Origin of the sequence: Kribbella sp. NPDC051137 (genome assembly GCF_040682535.1) — a bacterium.
GTDB lineage: Bacteria > Actinomycetota > Actinomycetes > Propionibacteriales > Kribbellaceae > Kribbella > Kribbella karoonensis.
Window position 1 is genome coordinate 788,015 of record NZ_JBFBBI010000005.1, and the last position, 16,831, is coordinate 804,845.

The window sequence follows — 16,831 nt, forward strand, 5'->3', positions numbered from 1 at the left end:
CGCGAGCATATTTCAGCGCCTCGCCGTGCTTTCCCGCAGTACTACTTCGGCCTTGAACTTCTCGGTCGTCGGCGCGCCGCCCTCGACGGCCAGCTCCAGCGCCCGGCGGCCCATCTGCTCCAACGGCAGCCGTACGGTCGTCAGCCCCGGCCAGACGTCCCGCAGCGTCGCGATGTCGTCGAACCCGGCGACACCGAGCTCCGCCGGTACGTCGACGCCGCGGTCCCGGAACGCGGACATCGCGCCGACCGCCATCACGTCGTTCACCGCGAACACGCAGTCCACGTCGGTCTTCCGGTCGAGCAACTGTTCCGCGGCGACGTACCCGCCGTCCCGGGTGAACTCACCGGCCTCGACCAGTACGGCCTCCAGCCCCGCCTCGGCCAGCCCCGCCACGAACCCGGCCCGCCGATCGCGTGCGGTGGCGAGGGTTTCCGGGCCGCCCAGTACGGCGAACTTCCGGTAGCCGAGCCCGACCAGCGCGCGGGCCAGGTCCGCCGACCCGGAAACGTTGTCCGGCTCAACGGTGTGCGCGGGCATCCCGGACTGGCTGACCAGCGCCAGACCCGCGCCGGAGTTGAGGAAACTCTGCACCTCGGTCGCGGTCCGCGCCAGGCTGTCGGCGTCGGTCCGCCGGCTGCCGATCATCACCGCGGCCCGGGCCCGCTGCGCCCGCAGCGACGACAGGTAGGCGATCTCGCGGTCGGAGTCGCGGAACGTGCTCGCCATCATCACCAGCAGGCCGCGCTCGTCCGCGGCCCGCAACACGCCGTTGGCGATCGCGGCGAAGTACGGGTCCTCGATGTCGTGCACCAGGATGCCGACCACGTTGGTGGACGACTTGGCCAGCGCCTGGGCCTGCGCGTTCGGCGTGTAGCCGAGCTCGTCGGCCGCGGCCTTGACCCGTTCCTGCAGCTCCGGACGGGGCACGCGGTCCCCGCCGTTCAGCACGCGGGAGGCGGTCGCGACCGACACGCCCGCACGCTGCGCCACGTCCAGCAGTGTCACCGGTGCTCGCAGATTCATGGCCTACCCTTCCTTGCGTCCCCCCGGAGGCGGTGGCGGTCACCCTACCGAACTGACCCCATCTCACGCTGAGTATCGGGCAGGTCGCTGCCAATCTCGGCAGAACCTGGCGTTGCGGCGCCCGAGTGACTAGCCTTCCCAGCCATGAGGACCGTCCGCGCCAGGGTGACGATCCTGGTCTCGTCCGCCGTGCTCAGCCTGACGACCCTCACCGGTCCCGCGATGGCTGCCCCGCTGCCGGACGGGCCCGGTACGCCGGCCCCCGCAGCACCCAGTGTGCCGCAGCACGTCGACGCGCGCACCAGGAGCACGCAGCCGGTCTACGACTACTCCGACGCGATCCGCGAGTCGGTGTACGTCGACACCACGATGGACACCGACTCCGACGGCAAGAACGACGTGGTTGCGGTGGACATCGTCCGGCCCAGCGAACCGGCGCTCAGCGGTACGAAGATCCCGGTGATCATGGACGCCTCGCCGTACTACACCTGTTGCGGCCGCGGGAACGAGAACGAGAAGAAGTCGTACGACGCCGACGGCGTGATCCAGAAGATGCCGTTGTTCTACGACAACTACTTCGTGCCGCGCGGGTACGCGATGGTCGGCGTGGACGTGCTCGGCACCGGCCGCTCGACCGGCTGCGGCGACGTGGGCGGCCCGGACGAGATCCAGTCCGTGGTCGACGTGATCGACTGGCTGAACGGCCGCAACACCGCGCACACCGCCGACGGGCAGCAGGTGAAGGCGACCTGGACCACCGGCGCGGTCGGGATGATCGGCAAGTCGTACGACGGCACGCTCGCGAACGGGGTCGCCGCCACCGGGGTCGCGGGCCTGAAGACGATCGTGCCGATCTCGGCGATCTCCTCGTGGTACGACTACACCCGTTCCGGCGGCGTTCCGTACTCGGACGACTACATGCCCTGGCTGGGCGGGTACGTCGGCCACGACACCCCGGCGTGCGACGAAGTGCGCGGCGAGCTCGGCGACGACGACGATGACGACACCGGCGACTACACGTCGTTCTGGGCGGCGCGTGACTACACGAAGAACGCCTCGAAGGTGAAGGCGTCGGTGTTCATGACGCACGGGCTCAGCGACTACAACGTGCAGACGAACCACTTCTCGCAGTGGTGGTCGGCGCTGGCCCGCAACAACGTGCCGCGCAAGCTGTGGCTCGGCCTCGAGGACCACGTGGACCCGTTCGAGTTCCGCCGCGACGAGTGGGTGGACGAGCTGCACCAGTGGTTCGACTACTGGCTGCAGGGCCTGCAGAACGGCGTGATGAAGGAGCCGATGGTCTCGGTCGAGACGACGCCGGACGTGTGGCGCGACTACAAGACCTGGCCGGCCGTGAACCGGCCGATGTCGGTGCCCGTGGCGGCCGGCAAACTAGGTGCCGCAGGCAAGGGGACCGTCACGATCACGGACGACCCGGACCTCAGCGAGGACGACATCGTCGCGGATCCGTCGGAGGTGATCGCGGGCCGGCAGATGTTCCTCTCCGCCCCGCTGGCCGCCCCGCTGCGGATCAGCGGTACGCCGTCGGTCACGCTGCGGCTGAAGTCCGACTCGGCGACGACGCCGGTAACGGCCCGCCTGATCGAGTACGGCGACGGCCAGCGGTACTCGGGCATCCGCCGTACCGACCAGAGCACCTGCGAAGGTGAGAGCACGGACTACGACGACAGCTGCTACTTCACCGTGCAGAAGCTCACCACGCGAAGCGATCACGGCATCGTCAGCCGCGGCTGGATCGACGCCGCCCACAGCAAGTCGCTGTCGAACCCGACCCCGCTGAAGCCCGGCACCTGGACCACGGTCAACGTCCCCCTCCGCGCCCAGGACGAAATCATCCCCAAGGGCCACGTCGTAGGCCTCGCGATCACCCTCTCCGACACGGAGTGGACCACCCCCAACGACACCGGCGCCACCATCGACATCGACCTCTCGGCCACCAAGCTCAACATCCCGGTAACCGGCGGCAAGATCACCGCTCCCACCAAGCCCCAACCCATCGACGTCGAGATCACCACCCCCACCCAACGCCCCAACCTCCACGACCCGAAGAACTAACCCCCAGCCCCGAGTCGTGCCACCCGGCCCGGGGGGATTAGTTGCTCTCGGCTACGAAGTGCATGGGGTCGCCGAAGGCCAGGTCGGTGATGCCGGCGGTGTGGAAGGCGCCGATCAGGAGGGAGCGGCGGTGGGCGGCGAAAGTGAGGACGTGGGCGACCATGCCGCCGTAGGTGAAGACTCTCGGGGGTTCGCAGGTGGTGTCCACGAAGGACTCGTCGAAGCGGCCTTCCTCGTTGAGCTGGGCGACCAGGGCGACGAAGCGGGCGCCGGCCTCGGCGTGCCGGGTGCGGAGCTCGGGGATCGGGGTGACCACCTGGCGGCCGCATTCGGGGACCTGGAACGGGCGGTCCTCGACCGAGGCCAGCCACATCTCCTCCTGCCAGACCAGGCGGTCCAGCAGGTAGCGGATCGAGATGTCGTCGTCGATCCCCTCGACGGACAGCTCGATCGGCCGGTCCAGGGTGGCGGCGTCCAGCCGCGCTCCGCGTTCGATCATCTCGCCGGTCAACCAGACGTGGTGCTCGACCATCCTGACAAGTACGTCCATGCCCCTCACCTTTCTACGGGCCGGCAGCCGGAGCCCGGCCGGCGGCTGGAAATGCACTCCGCTCGGCGCCGCCAGGAAGAACACCCGCGACGCCTCCCGCCGCCACTCCCGCGGCGGCATCCCGTACGCCCGGGCGAACGCGCGCGTGAACGCCTCGTTCGACCCGTACCCGGCCTCGACAGCGACATCCAGTACGGCGACCGGCTCGGCCAGCAACCGGTACGCCGCCCGCTCCAGCAGCACGCGCCGCCGGAACGCGAACGGGGATTCCCCGGCCACCGCGCCGATCACCCGGTCGAAGTGGAACCGCGACAGATGCACCCGGTCCGCGAGCCCCGGGCCGTTCACCGCGTCGCAGGGACCGCTCAGACCGGCGGCGACGACCGCCACGAACTCCTCGAACACATCTGCTGCCATGTCCACCACTGTGCCCCCATCCGGCGCACTCCGACTTGATCGAAATTGCGCTGGTTCGCGGAGTACTCCGCTTTGTGTAGTAGCGTGACGACATGGACAGCAGTCAGTTGCTCAAAGGCGTTCTCGATCTCGCAGTACTCGCCGTACTGCGGGAGGCCGACGGCTACGGGTACGACGTACTCCGCCGGCTGCGGGCCGCGGGCCTGGAGGACGTCGCGGACGCCTCCGTGTACGGGACGCTGCGGCGGCTGTTCCAGGCGGGCGCGCTGACGTCGTACGTGCAACCGAGCGAGGAAGGCCCGCACCGGAAGTACTACGGGCTGAACAAGACCGGCCGTGAGCTGCTGGCCCGCTCCACCGAGACCTGGAACCACTTCGCCGGCACCATGTCGCTGCTGCTAGTGGACAAGGAGGCGGCGTGAACACCGGGACGGCGGCGATCTATCTGGCACAGGTGCGATCCGAGCTCAGCGACCTGCCGCCGGAGGAGCTGGAGGACGTGCTCCAGGACGTCAGCGGCCATCTCAGCGAAGTCGCCGGCGAGTTCGGCGCCGAGCCGACGATCGGCCAGCTTCAGGACCGCCTCGGGACCCCACGCCAGTACGCCGACGAGCTCCGCACCGCGGCCGGGTACCCCGCACGGACCGGTCCGGTCGGGCAGAGCCACAAGGACCGCCTGGACGCCGGCTGGAACGCGCTGCGGTGGGGCCTGATCGCGGCCACCGTCGGCCCGTTCTTCGTCGCGGTCGCGATCTTCGCGTGGTCGCGGCGCCAGACGTCGTTGTTCGGGCTGCTCGGGTTCGGCGTCCTGTTCGCCGCGGCCTTCCTCGGCGTGGTCGCGTTGCGCGGGAACGACCCGCGGGTGGTGCTGGACACCCCGCAGGGCACGCGCGGCGCGAGGGCGATCCGGGGCTGGATCGACCAGATCCCGCCGAACATCCGGCACGAACTGGTGACGATCGGGCAGCCGATCTGGTGGGTCGCCCGCGGCATGATCGGCGCGGGCGGGTTCTTCGCGCTGTTCGGCGCCCCGGCGGTAACCGTGGTCGGGGCGTTCGCGGGCGCGGCGGTGTCGATCTGGATCGGCCGGCGCACCCAGCAGGACGGCCGCTGGCTGTGGTACGTCGTACCGCTGAACGTGGTTGCCGCGGTCGCGGTGCCGGCGTTCCTGGCGGCGGCGTACATGGGTACATCGTTCGGGTTCCTGAACAACTACCAGGCCCGGCACGGCAGCTCGGCGTACAACCCGCCGGACAACGGGCTGCGGCTGAACGGGGTCACGGTGACGAACATCTACCCGTTCGATGCCCAGGGCAAGCAGGTCGACGTCCGGCTATACGACCAGGACGGCAACCCGATCGACCTGGACCGGCAGGACTGCGCGGCGACCTACGGGGACGGGCAGCGCGGCGGTACGAGCAACCAGTTCCCGCAGGCGGTGATCGTGCCGGACGAGAACGGTGTCGTCACGGACTCGGAGAACTGCAAGGACACCACGAAGGCACCGTTCGCGCCGCCGCCGGCGCCGGCCACGTCACCGACGCCCACCGTCAAGCCCACGCCTACGCCCACCGAGCCGGGCTCGAAGCTGACCGTGAAACCTACGCGCTAGGCCCGGCCGCGGCCACCTGGCGGTAGCTGTACCCGAGCCGCCGGTACACCGCGATCGCGGCCGCGTTGTCGCCGTCCACCATCAACGAGCACCGCCCGTACCGCTTCACCAGCTCGGCGGTCACGAACCCGCACACCTGCCCGGACAATCCCTTGCCTCGGGCAACAGGATGGGTCGCGACCCCGGCCAGGAACCCGGCACCGGGTGCACTCCACGCGTCCGCCGCGACACTCAGCAGCTCGCCGTCGTCACCGGTCACCGCGGCCCAGCGCCGTACGCCGGAATGCCCCGGCCACGCATACGACGACGGTGAGGCTGCCTCGAGCAGCGCCTCCACACCCGCGTCTCCGTCCAGCCAGGTCGCGGTCGTCGTCACGTCCGGCACCCGGTCCGTGTCCATCCAGCCGAACGTGGCCGCGAACTCCAGCCCTGGCAGGTATTCCGCCAGCGCACGGATCACGTCCTCGTCGCCGAACGGCCGGAACGACGGACCGACCTCGGTCAGTACGACGGCGGCCAGCCGGACCGCTTCGGCCACCGGTCCGACCACTGCGAGGCGGTCATGTTTCGACACGTCCGGTGACGCGACGACGACCGCCGATCCGGCGCTCCATGCCCGCGCCCCGGTGGTGAATCCCTGGGCAGCCCATCCGACGATCGAGTCGTCCCCACTCGCCAGCTTCAGCGCGGCCGGCGTCTTGATCTCCCGCACGGATCAAACCGTATGTCATGCCGGTGGTCCGTCCGCACGCTGGATGGCGTACGGGACGAGGTGGCGGTAGCCGCGGACCGCGACCCGGCGCAGGCGGTGCACGGTGTACGCCGCATGGCCGTCGAGGGCGGCGGCGAGTTCACGGTCGGCGAGGACCCGGCCGGGCTTGCACTCCGCGGTGAGGCGGGCGGCCAGGTTGACGACCTCGCCGTACACGTCGCCGAGCCGGATCAGGATGGTGCCGTAGGCGAGGCCGATCCGAAGTTCGGGCAGGTCGGGGTCAGCAATGACCGCGTCCTGCAACGCCAGTGCGACCGCGGCACCCTGCGCGGCGGTGTCGGTGACGAACAGGACCTCGTCGCCGATCGACTTGATCACGCGGCCGCCGTTCAGTGCCACGACGTCCGCGGCGGTGCCCTCGAAGCGCTCGATCAGCTCGCCGAGCTCGACCTCGGTCAGCCGCCGGGTCAGGCGCGTGTAGCTGACGATGTCCGCGAACCCGACCGCGCGGACGCCGCGCGCGAGCTCGTCCGACCCGGCCATCGCGCGTCCCGCGGCCGCGGCCAGGTGCCGGCGCCAGACGTACGTCTGCAGCCGCTCCATGGCCGGCAGCAGCAGCGCCGCGACCTCGATCGACTCGTCCGCGGACAGCTTCGAGCCGCCGAGGAAGTCGAGGAACATCGCCGACTGCCAGGACGCCAGCCGGGACTGGGTCTGGCCGAGCTTACGGGCCAGCGACGACTCCATCTCGGGCTCGATGAACCCGTCGTCCTCGAGCGCCGCGACCACCCGCAGCGCCTCGACGTCGTCGTCGGTGAAGGCGACCTCGTCGTCCGGCACCGTGGCGAACCCGAGCGCGTGCCACATCCGCTCGGCGCGCTCGATCGAGATCCCGGCCCGCTCGGACACCTGCACCCGGGTGAACTTCCGCTCGCCACCGAGCAGGGTGCGCTCGAACTCGCGCTGCACCCCGGCGAGATCAGGTTCAGGAGCCACCGCGGCGCTCGGCGATGGTGGCGTCGATGGCGTCCCGGAACGCGGGCAGCCGCCGCGTCAGGTCGTCGAACTTCTCCCGGGTGAAGTGCAGCAGCTGCAGCCGCGACTTCGCCGTGACGGTTGCCGTCCGCAACGTGTTCTTCCGGACCGCGACCTCGCCGGCGATGTCGCCCGGCCCGAGCTCGGCGATCTCCTCGCCCTTCTCCCGGACCGCGGCGGTGCCGCTCAGGATCAGGTACGCCGCGTCCGGCGGCGTCTGCTCCAGGATCAGCGACCAGCCGGCCGGCACCGAAACCTCCTCGCCGGCCCGGAAGATGTCCCTGATGTCGCGTCCGGACAGATCCGCGAACAGCGGCAGGTCCCGTGGGGACGTCCTACCCAGTGCCACGTCGATCCTCCTCGTCGCGCCGATGTTTCCAGTCGGTAACTCTAACGGCTGGACGCCGCCGAGGTCATCCGGTGGCCGAAAGTCGGCGGCGGCGCGGCGTTCGGGTCGTCGGTTGCCCACTGCACGTACCCGTCCGGCCGCACCAGTATCCGCGCCGCCGGCAGGTCCGGCTCGTCCAGCAACACGTGACGCCCGGCCCGGAGCCGTTCGGCGACCGTCGTACCGTCGGTCAGCGTCAGGTCCGGCATCCGGCGGCCGATCAGCGGGTGCGCACCCGGCGCGTAGGCGAGGCCGACGCCGGAGATCACTCCGGCCAGCCGGCGGTTCGCCTCCGGTACGCCGAGCAGGTCGACGAACGTCTCGCGCAGACAGGCGATGTCGTCGTCCGGCACCATCAGCACGCCCTGCGCCCGGGTGTTCGCCAGTACGGCGGCACCGGCCGGGTGGCGCTCGTCGTGGTAGCTGTCGAGCAGCTGCTCGTCCGCGTCACGCCGTACCACCGCGCCGAGCTTCCAGCCGAGGTTGAACGCGTCCTGCAGGCCGAGGTTCATCCCCTGCCCGCCGGTCGGGGAATGGATGTGCGCGGCGTCGCCGGCGAGGAACACCCGGCCGGCCCGGTACCGGTCGGCCTGGCGGGCCGCGTCGGTGAAGCGCGAGGCGTGCCGGAGCTCCCGCAGTACGACGTCGTCGCCGTACCAGGACCGCAGCGCGGACGCGACCTCGTCGCGGGTGACGGGCTGCTCTTTCGGGAGGTGCTGTTGCTCGGGACCGGTGAAGAGGGCTCGGTGTACGCCGTCGTCGAGCGGGACGAGCGTCATCACGGCGCCGTCGCGGGGAACGAGGGCGGGGAGTTGCCAGCCTGGTTCTACGCCGGAGATGACGACGTCGGCGACCACCGCGGTGAATCTGCCGTCGCGGCCGGGGAAGTCGATGCCGGTCAGGGTGCGTACGGCGCTGTGGGCACCGTCGCAGCCGACGACCCAGTCCGCGCGGATCGTCGTACCGTCGGCGAACGTTGCGTCGACGCCGGACTCGTCCTGCTGCAGACCGGTCAGCTCGAGACCACGGCGTACGTCGAGACCGGTTTCGAGGAGTTGCTCCACGCGGCGCTGTGGAATGCCCAGCTGGTAAGGGAATCGGGTGTCGAGGGCTGTGTAGTCGAGAGGGACGGGAAGGCCGGCGAAGTGGCCGGCGGGCAACTGTGGGGCATGCACGTCGTTCAAGAGGCCGCGGGAGTGCAGGATCTCGATCGAACGCGGCTGCAGGGTGAGTGCCTTCGACTGGCCGGAGCGTTTCGTCGCCTTGTCGACAATCTGCACGTCCACCCCGGCGAGGGTCAGCTCGGCAGCGAGCAGCAGGCCGGTCGGGCCGGCGCCTACGACGAGTACGTTCATGCGAGCAGGTCGTTCTTGCGGGAGTAGATCATCATGAAGCCGTAGAGCAGGACGAACAGCACGATCCACTGCACGGTCGTCACACCGGGGACCGCGTCGAGCGGGAGCGCGTACGCGAGCACCACGCGGACGACCGCGTCGAAGACCAGGCCGACACCCCAGACGATCGTGATCAGCCGGATCCCGTGCCGGAAACGCGGTTCGCGATCCCACCGGCTCGCCCACACCTCGCCGCCGCCCTTGCCCCGCTTGGCCTCCGCGATCCCGCGGCCGATCGCCAGCAACAACGGCTTGCCGAGGGCAACGGTCCCGAGCATCCACAGGCCGCACAACGCAGTGATGACGCCATCCTTCGCGAGCAGCATGCGCGGGCTGTGCATCGCCAACGACGCGACGGTCCCGACCGCCAACGCCACGATCACGAACACCGCCATCCAGTCGACCTTCCGCCCGCGGACAACCGAGTACACCGTCCGCAGCACCGGAATCACCGACCCGGCAAGCGTCGCCCCCACCACCCCGACACCTGCGCGCCGCAGCCCGTAGAAGATCACCAACGGCACCACCAGATCCACCAGCACCGGGGCCAACACAGCGCCCCACCGAGCCTTGCCGGCACCCGCCCCGGTTCGCCCATCGGCCTCCGTCGGACGCGCGGCGCCCACCACCCCAGCAGCCCTTCTCTCGGAGCGGCTCATCGGGCGGCCCTGGTGGCCTGGTGGAACAGTTCGGTCAGTTCCTCGGCGTAGTGGGTGGGGTCGGCGCCGGCGATCAGGCGGCCGGCGGACGCGTCGATGGCGGCCCGCACGGTGTACGCCATCAGCGTCGGGTCGAACGCACGGAAGGCCCCGGCGCGTTGGCCGTCCTCGAACAGCACCGCCAGCCGCGCTACCGCCGAATCCGCCTCCTCCGTGGGAACGGCGGCGTACACGATCTGCTGGACCGCCCGAACGTGCTCCGGGTGCTCCGCGATGAACTGGATGTTGGAACGGATGTACGCCGCCAGCTTCCCGTCCGGCCGCGGTTCCGCCTCGATCGCGGGCCGCATGCGCTCCGCCGCGTCGGTGGTGACCCGGCGGAGCACCTCGGCGAGCAGCTCGTCCTTGGTCGTGAAGTGGTACGAGATCAGCCGCTTGCTGCTCAGCCCGGCCTGCTCGCAGATCGCGTCGTACGACGTCGCGGCGTACCCACGCCGCGCGAGCACCGCGATCGTCGCCGCGACGATCTGATCCCGCCGCGCCGCCGTACCACGGCTTCGATCGGTCCCCTGTTTTATCCGCATGGGTAAAAGTTACCCGCGTGGATAAAATTTCGTCAAGCCCGCGCCGACACCAGCAGGATCGGCGGGCGCCGGCGATGCAGCGCGAGATGTGGTTGGGCGGCGACCTGGTCCACCGTCGGGAGCGGCTCGTCGAGCAGCTCCAGCCGGAAGCCGTGCCGCCGCAGGACGCCGACCACCGTCCCGATGGTCCGGTGATACTTCACCACTCCGTCGACGAACCACGTCCGCTCCCGCCGCCCCTCGTCGGCGTAGTCGTCCACCACACAGTCAGCCGCCACCATCGGCGCCGTCACCATCGGGTGCTCGATCGTGAACACGAACGCCCCGGCGTCCCTCAACCACCGGAAGACCCGCCCGGCCAAGGCGTCGAAGTCCGCGACGTAGTGCAACGCCATACTGCTCACCACCAGGTCGGCGAACCCACGCGGCACGTTGAACTGCGCGAGGTCGGCCCGCACGTACTGGACCCGAGGATGCGGTACGGCCGCCGCGAGCATCTGCGCCGAGGCGTCCACCGCCATCACCTCGGCAGCGCCCGCTTCAGCCAGCCGAACCGCCAAATCCCCTTCGCCACACCCGAGATCCACGACGCGCAACCCCTCGACCGGCGGAAGCGCGGCCGCCATCGCCGGAATCTCCAACGCGTCGTTGATCCCCAGCCGAGCCTGCCGCAGCTCGCGATACCCGCGCAGGAACTCGGGATCGTCGTACAGCTCGGTGCCCTTCACAGCCAGCGCGCCAGATCGTGGATGTCGATCATCGGCAGCTCCCACCGCAGCGCGAACTGCTCCAGATCGGCCGGCCCCGCCATCACCCCGTCGGTCCGCATCACCTCGCAGCAAACGCCGACGGGTGCAAGCCCGGCGGCCTTGCACAGGGCGACAGTCGCCTCCGTATGACCGCCACGCTCAGCCAGCAGACCGGGCCGCGCCGCCAACGGAAAGACGTGCCCTGGCCGCAGGAAGTCCTCGGCCACCGCATCCGGCGACGCCAGCCGCCGGATCGTCGCGGCCCGTTCCGCCGCCGACACCCCGGTGCCGTCCGACGACGCCAGGTCGACCGGCACGTGCATCGCCGTACCCTGCCGATCCCCGTCGCCCGGAATCGGCCCGATCTTCAACCGCTGCAGCACTTCCGGCGCACACGGGACCGTCGTGTGCCCGCACGCCTGCGTGAGCAGGAACCGCATCGCCTCCGGCCGGAATCGCTCGCCCGCGAAGACGACGTCCCCTTCGCTCTCGGCGGTCGGATCCCACACGACAACCCCACCGCCGGCGGCGATCTGGGCAACCACCTTCTGTACGCCGGCCTCGCCGCTGAGCTGTCCCGCCCACGGCAGTTGCGCAACGGCGCGCATCAACTCAGGCCCGTGCCGTCCCGCGCCATCCGCACGAGCAGGTCGCTCTCGAGGTTCACGCGGTCGCCCGCGGCCAGCGCGCCGAGGGTGGTCTTGGTCAGCGTGTTCGGTACGAGTACGACGGAGAACCGATCCTTCAGGACCTCCGCGACCGTGATACTCACGCCGTCGACCGCGATCGACGTCTTCGCCACCAACCGGCTCAGCAACCGCTCCGGCGGCTTGAGCCACACCCGATGTCCGGCCGGCTCCGCATCGACGCGCAGCACCCTGCCGACGCCCTCGACGTGTCCCTGGATCAAGTGCCCGTCGATGCGGTCGCCGACCGCCACGGGCAGTTCGACGTTCATTCGCAGACCGGCAGCAACCCGGTCCAGCGTCGTACGTCGCCGGGTCTCGTCCGTCACGACCACCCGGAGCTCACCCGGCGGCGCCGGCTCCGCGGTGAACCGGATCCCGTCGAGACAGACCGCCCCGCCGGCTGCGACCGGCACCTCCGACGCGACCCGCAGAACGTCGCCGGCTACCTCGGCGACCGTACCCACGTTCTCGATACGTCCTGTGAACATGCTTCGCTCTCCATCACTCAACGATGGCCAGGGACCTCAGGGGGTCCGAGCTGAGAGCGGGGTATCACCGCATGGCCCCGGTCACATCCGGGTCACTCCGCCTCCCGGCAGAGCCGACGGGCCCGGACAACAATGTCCAACCGTCACACCGTGGAATCGCACCGATCGACAGTAAAGCACACGCCACCCGTTGACCCCTGCCGAAAGCCCCGGTTACGGTGGCGGAAATCGATTTCTGGCTACACCTCCACCCGCCCGAGGAGACCCTGATGCGGAAGCGATGGTTGTTGGTCGTCCCTGCCCTGATCGCGGCCGCCGTGGTGCCCGCCGACCGCTCGACCCCGGCCCAAGCCTCGGCCGTACCGTCCCCCGTCGACCGCGTCGCCAAGCTGACCGGGCCGCAGTCGATCAACGACACCGAGGCGCGATTCGGGTTGAAGGCGACCGACCTCGGCATCCTCTGGGACAACGGCTCCGGCGAGATCCTGAGCGCGTTCGGCGACAGCTACGGCAGCGGCTGGACCGGACCGGGCGGCGGCGCCGGCGACCAGGCCACGATCGACTGGCGGTGCAACCTGCTGCTCCGCAGTACCGACCGCGAGCTGAGCGACGGGATGTCGTTCGACTCGGCCGCCGAGGACCGGCCCGGTCACGCCAAGGAGTTCCTGCCCTGCAAGAAGATCGACCGCGACGAGCACACGGTGATCCCGACCGCCGGTATCTCGGTCGGTAAACGCCAGTACGTGCAGTACATGTCGGTCAACTACTGGGGACCGGCCGGCAGCTGGTTCACGAACTACTCCGGCTTCGCGTACTCCGACGACAACGGCGAGACCTGGACCAAGGACGCCGGCGCCCGCTGGCAGAACACCAAGGCCTGGGACGACAACTTCCAGATGACGGCGCTCACCAAGAGCGGTGGATACGTATACATGGTCGGCACGCCGAACGGCCGGTTCGGCAGCGCGCACCTCGCCCGGGTTCCCGAGCAGCAGGTCCTGCAGAAGAAGGCGTGGCGCTACTGGGACGGCCGGACCTGGTCACCACTGGAGGACGCCGCCGTACCGGTCGCGGCGGGTCCGATCGGCGAGGTCTCGGTGCAGTGGAACGCCTACACCGGCAAGTGGCTGATGATGTACCTCGACGAGCACCGCGCCTCGATCGTGCTGCGCTCGGCGACCGACCTGACCGGCCCGTGGAGCGGCGAACAGGTCGTTGTCAAAGGCACCGATTTCCCCGGGCTCTACGGATCCTTCATGCATCCGTGGTCGCAGGGCCCGGACCTGTACTTCACGATGGCGCAGTGGGATCCGTACAACGTGTTCCTGATGCACACCAAGCTCACCGACGACGGCCGGACGACCAACCTGGTCAGTGATCCCGATTTCGAGGCCCAGACCAGCGGTACGCCGTCCGCGCCCTGGCAGCTGAGCGGCACCGGCGGCATCGACCGCAGCAACCTCTCGCACAGCGGCACGAACAACGCGTACGTCCGCGATTCGATCGGAGCCCACCAGCTCCAGCAGACGGTCGCCGTACGGCCGAATCACCGGTACCGGCTGTCCGCCTGGGTCCGGACCGCGGAGAACAACTCCGAGACGATGCTCGGCGTCCGGACCCTGCGCGGCCGGACGATCGCGCAGCAGACCGGCGGCGCCCATCCGCAGTACACGCAGGTCAGCGTCGACTTCAACTCCGGGCAGCAGTCGCTGATCCAGCTGTACGCCGGCTTCTTCGGGCACAGCCAGGACGTCTGGCTGCAACTCGACGACGTTGTCCTGGAGGAAGTCTCCTAACTGTCCTGGGTACGGCGCCGGCGTCGGCCGGTGCGGTTGGTGCGGCGACGGACCGGGCGGCGCGGGCCGACGAGGCGCGGGCCGGCCAACCGGTCTTCCAGGCGGCGGGCTTCGCGGCGGATCGGCTGGGCGACGTACTCGCCGAGGATCAGCCCGGACGCCAGCGCGACGCCGATGGCGACCGCGGTGGTGAGACTGACGATGCCGATCAGCTGGCCGCCCGCGGTCAGTTCGTAGAGGCCCTTGTAGATCGTCAGTCCCGGCAGCAGCGGGATCGACCCGGCGACCACCACGACCAGCGGCGGTACGCCGGTCCGCCGGCCGCCGGAGTACCCGCCGAGACCGACGACGAAGGCAGCCGCCGCGGTGGACCAGGCCGGACCGAAGGACGCCCTGGTCATCAACGTGAAGATCAGCGAGGCCAGCGCACCCATCACCGCGACCGGCAGCAGGGCACGCAGCGGCGCGTACGACGCGTACGCGAACGCGACCGCCATCACCGCGCCGGAGATCACCATCACCGGGAGGTTCGCCAGCTGGATCGTCTGCGGCTCGATCCCGACCTTCAGCCCGAGTCGCAGCGCCAGCGCGAGTCCGAGCGAGACGCCCGCGATGATCCCGCCGGTGAGCAGCATCGCCTCGAGGCTGCGGGCCGCCGCGGTCACGTAGTACCCGGTGATCGCGTCCTGGACGGCACCGGTGAGGGCGATCCCGGCCAGCAGCATGATGATGCCCGCGGCAACGACCAGCGATGGTTTCACCGGCGCGTGGACGGAGTACAGCACCAGGGCGACCGCGGTCGCGACGAACGCGCCGGCGACCTGCTGGTAGAACGCGGGCAACCGTTGGCGGTTGAACCAGCGGTTGTTCATCTCGATGACGATCGCGGTCAGCACCGCGACCAGCGTGATCAGCCAGCCGCCGCCGAGCAGCAGCGTCGCGCCGCCGGCCATCACGCCCCAGGCCAGCACCGAACTCCACCGCGGGTACGGCGGTCCCGCGGACGTCAGCCGGGCCAGCTCGCGAGACGCCTCCTCGCGACTCAGGTCGCCGCGCGCGAACCGCCGTACCAGCCGGTCGACGTCGGTCAGCCGGGAGAAGTCCTGCGAGCGGTACCGGACCAGCCGGATGTGGGTCTCGGGCGCGACGTCGGGCGCCTCCTGGTACGAGACGGCCATCGAGGTGAACGTGATGTCGACCTCGCACCCGCGCAACCCGCCGGCCGCGGTGACACCGAGGATCGTCGCGGTCGCGTCCGCCGTACCGGCGCCGCTGGACAGCAGCACCTCACCGACCCGCAACGCCAGGTCGATGGTGGCGTAGACCTCCCGCTGCTCGTCAGGCTCCATCGATCAAACGATGGGCCATCGCGAGGTCGGTGATCAGGATGTTCACCCAGCCGCCGAGCAGGGCGGCGCGGATCGCGGAGTACTTGCGTTCGCCGCCGGCCACGCCGATCCGGCGCGGCACCGCCAGCAGCTCCTTCGCGGTCACCCCGATGACCCGTTGGTCGAACGTTGAGCGCACGAGCTTTCCCTCTTCGTCGAAGAACCGGAAACACACGTCCCCGACGGCACCGAGCCTGCGGAGCTCGTCCTGGTCGGCCTCCGCAACCGCGTTCCCACTGCGCTGCAGCAGCGGCGAGGGCTCGAGGCTGCCGATCCCGACCAGGGCATCGGTGAGTTGTCCCCACGTGCCCAGAACGTCGCGAACTGACACGTCGTTCATCATCGCCCGGCGTACGGCGGGGGTCCCGACCAGGCCGGGCGCGGGCAGGTAGACCGGCATCCCGCCGGTCAGCTCGGCGAACCGCGCGGTCAGCCGGGTGGCCTGCATCTGCACCGCCGCGTCGCCCAGCCCGCCGACGATCTGCACCACCTTGTCGACCACCGGCACGCTCTTGCGCGGCATCCGGTCGACGGCCGAGATCAGCGTCTCGCTCCAGGAGGAGATCCCGACCACGTGCCCGCCGGTGAGGGTCATGTCCAGGTACGCCGCCGCGCCCGACCCGAGCGCGGGCAGGACCTCGTCGCCGGCGCCGATCGTGTCCACGACGACCGCGTCCCGCAGGCCGTACCGCCCCTGCAGTTCGTCCTCGAGGTCGCTGTGCACCCCGCTCGGCATGGTCACCACGGTGTGCACGATGCCGACCTCGACGGCCTGCTTGAGCATCCGCGAGACGCGCGCCTGGGACAGGTTCAGCTCGGCGGCGATCTGCGGTTGCCGGATGCCCTTCTCGTGGTACATCCGGGCCACCTTCGCAAGCAGCCGCAGCTCGTCCAGCCCCGGCTGGCGCACCGCGCGGTTGCTGTTCACGACACCCCTCTCAACACGATCAAACTGGACTATAGGCAGATGTAGACCCTCGGTGCGCCACCAACATCAGGCAATGGACTCTCCGGCGTGTCCCGCGGCTCGGTCCCGAACGCGCCGCGTCGTGCCAGACGGGGATGAGATGGACATGACACTCCCGGGGTGCTGGTTGCCGTTAAGCTGAGGAGGAGAAGAACACACGTGCTCTGGGGTCGGTGAAATTCCGAGCCGGCGGTGACAGTCCGCGACCCGTGACTTCGCAAGAAGGAGCGGTTGACCTGGTGGAACTCCGGGACCGACGGTGAAAGTCCGGATGGGAAGACGCACGTGGCAACCGCACGTC

General features: G+C 69.9%; 17 protein-coding genes and 1 riboswitch. Of the genes, 4 read left to right on the plus strand and 13 right to left on the minus strand.

What is annotated here, in order from left to right:
* Positions 1-12 precede the first annotated feature (12 nt).
* Positions 13-1,026: a LacI family DNA-binding transcriptional regulator gene (locus AB0M51_RS29730; RefSeq protein ID WP_344189168.1), complete on the minus strand. Its 1,014-nt coding sequence runs from the start codon at positions 1,024-1,026 to the stop codon at positions 13-15.
* A 144-nt stretch (positions 1,027-1,170) separates the two neighbouring features.
* Between AB0M51_RS29730 and AB0M51_RS29735 the strand changes: the two genes are divergently transcribed.
* Positions 1,171-3,102, plus strand: coding sequence for a Xaa-Pro dipeptidyl-peptidase (locus AB0M51_RS29735; protein WP_344189166.1), 1,932 nt, complete (start codon positions 1,171-1,173; stop codon positions 3,100-3,102).
* Between the two features lie 37 nt (positions 3,103-3,139).
* Here AB0M51_RS29735 and AB0M51_RS29740 read toward each other — a convergent pair whose 3' ends face one another.
* Positions 3,140-4,069 carry a helix-turn-helix domain-containing protein gene (locus AB0M51_RS29740; protein ID WP_344189164.1) on the minus strand — a complete coding sequence of 310 codons (930 nt, stop codon included), beginning with the start codon at positions 4,067-4,069 and terminating at the stop codon, positions 3,140-3,142.
* 92 nt (positions 4,070-4,161) lie between these two features.
* On the opposite strand from AB0M51_RS29740, the gene AB0M51_RS29745 reads away from it, so the two are divergent.
* On the plus strand, positions 4,162-4,491 hold the full coding sequence (locus AB0M51_RS29745) for a PadR family transcriptional regulator (protein WP_344189162.1): 330 nt from the start codon (positions 4,162-4,164) through the stop codon (positions 4,489-4,491).
* Positions 4,488-5,681: a hypothetical protein gene (locus AB0M51_RS29750; RefSeq protein ID WP_344189160.1), complete on the plus strand. Its 1,194-nt coding sequence runs from the start codon at positions 4,488-4,490 to the stop codon at positions 5,679-5,681. Before AB0M51_RS29745 ends, AB0M51_RS29750 begins: the two co-directional genes overlap by 4 nt.
* Here AB0M51_RS29750 and AB0M51_RS29755 read toward each other — a convergent pair.
* The 9 genes from AB0M51_RS29755 to AB0M51_RS29795 all read right to left on the minus strand — a co-directional run bounded on the left by AB0M51_RS29755 (position 5,671) and on the right by AB0M51_RS29795 (position 12,379).
* Positions 5,671-6,393 carry a GNAT family N-acetyltransferase gene (locus AB0M51_RS29755; protein WP_344189158.1) on the minus strand — a complete coding sequence of 241 codons (723 nt, stop codon included), beginning with the start codon at positions 6,391-6,393 and terminating at the stop codon, positions 5,671-5,673. The genes AB0M51_RS29750 and AB0M51_RS29755 overlap by 11 nt on opposite strands.
* Before the next feature lie 15 nt (positions 6,394-6,408).
* Positions 6,409-7,389, minus strand: a complete 981-nt coding sequence (locus AB0M51_RS29760; protein ID WP_344189156.1) for an adenylate/guanylate cyclase domain-containing protein — start codon at positions 7,387-7,389, stop codon at positions 6,409-6,411.
* The gene (locus tag AB0M51_RS29765) at positions 7,379-7,777 is read right to left on the minus strand and encodes a cyclic nucleotide-binding domain-containing protein (RefSeq protein ID WP_167203823.1); all 399 of its coding nucleotides are present in this window, start codon (positions 7,775-7,777) and stop codon (positions 7,379-7,381) included. Before AB0M51_RS29765 ends, AB0M51_RS29760 begins: the two co-directional genes overlap by 11 nt.
* 41 nt (positions 7,778-7,818) lie before the next feature.
* Complete coding sequence (locus AB0M51_RS29770) at positions 7,819-9,171, minus strand: FAD-dependent monooxygenase (RefSeq protein ID WP_344189152.1); 1,353 nt, start codon at positions 9,169-9,171, stop codon at positions 7,819-7,821.
* Positions 9,168-9,764, minus strand: a complete 597-nt coding sequence (locus AB0M51_RS29775; protein WP_344189150.1) for a VC0807 family protein — start codon at positions 9,762-9,764, stop codon at positions 9,168-9,170. Before AB0M51_RS29775 ends, AB0M51_RS29770 begins: the two co-directional genes overlap by 4 nt.
* A 101-nt stretch (positions 9,765-9,865) precedes the next feature.
* Positions 9,866-10,453, minus strand: a complete 588-nt coding sequence (locus tag AB0M51_RS29780; RefSeq protein WP_344189148.1) for a TetR/AcrR family transcriptional regulator — start codon at positions 10,451-10,453, stop codon at positions 9,866-9,868.
* Between the two features lie 32 nt (positions 10,454-10,485).
* Complete coding sequence (locus AB0M51_RS29785) at positions 10,486-11,181, minus strand: class I SAM-dependent methyltransferase (RefSeq protein ID WP_344189146.1); 696 nt, start codon at positions 11,179-11,181, stop codon at positions 10,486-10,488.
* Complete coding sequence (locus tag AB0M51_RS29790) at positions 11,178-11,810, minus strand: 3,4-dihydroxy-2-butanone-4-phosphate synthase (RefSeq protein ID WP_344189144.1); 633 nt, start codon at positions 11,808-11,810, stop codon at positions 11,178-11,180. The genes AB0M51_RS29785 and AB0M51_RS29790 overlap by 4 nt, the downstream gene beginning before the upstream one ends.
* A complete protein-coding gene (locus tag AB0M51_RS29795; RefSeq protein WP_344189142.1) occupies positions 11,810-12,379 on the minus strand; it encodes a riboflavin synthase in 570 nt (189 codons plus the stop codon). Before AB0M51_RS29795 ends, AB0M51_RS29790 begins: the two co-directional genes overlap by 1 nt.
* A 269-nt stretch (positions 12,380-12,648) precedes the next feature.
* Between AB0M51_RS29795 and AB0M51_RS29800 the strand changes: the two genes are divergently transcribed.
* The gene (locus AB0M51_RS29800) at positions 12,649-14,175 is read left to right on the plus strand and encodes a DUF4185 domain-containing protein (protein WP_344189140.1); all 1,527 of its coding nucleotides are present in this window, start codon (positions 12,649-12,651) and stop codon (positions 14,173-14,175) included.
* Here AB0M51_RS29800 and AB0M51_RS29805 read toward each other — a convergent pair.
* Both AB0M51_RS29805 and AB0M51_RS29810 read right to left on the minus strand, forming a co-directional pair.
* A complete protein-coding gene (locus AB0M51_RS29805; RefSeq protein WP_344189138.1) occupies positions 14,172-15,524 on the minus strand; it encodes a threonine/serine exporter family protein in 1,353 nt (450 codons plus the stop codon). The genes AB0M51_RS29800 and AB0M51_RS29805 overlap by 4 nt on opposite strands.
* Positions 15,514-16,491, minus strand: coding sequence for a sugar-binding transcriptional regulator (locus AB0M51_RS29810; RefSeq protein WP_344189136.1), 978 nt, complete (start codon positions 16,489-16,491; stop codon positions 15,514-15,516). The genes AB0M51_RS29805 and AB0M51_RS29810 overlap by 11 nt, the downstream gene beginning before the upstream one ends.
* Before the next feature lie 194 nt (positions 16,492-16,685).
* Positions 16,686-16,819: riboswitch (FMN riboswitch) on the plus strand.
* The last annotated feature ends 12 nt before the right edge of the window (positions 16,820-16,831 follow it).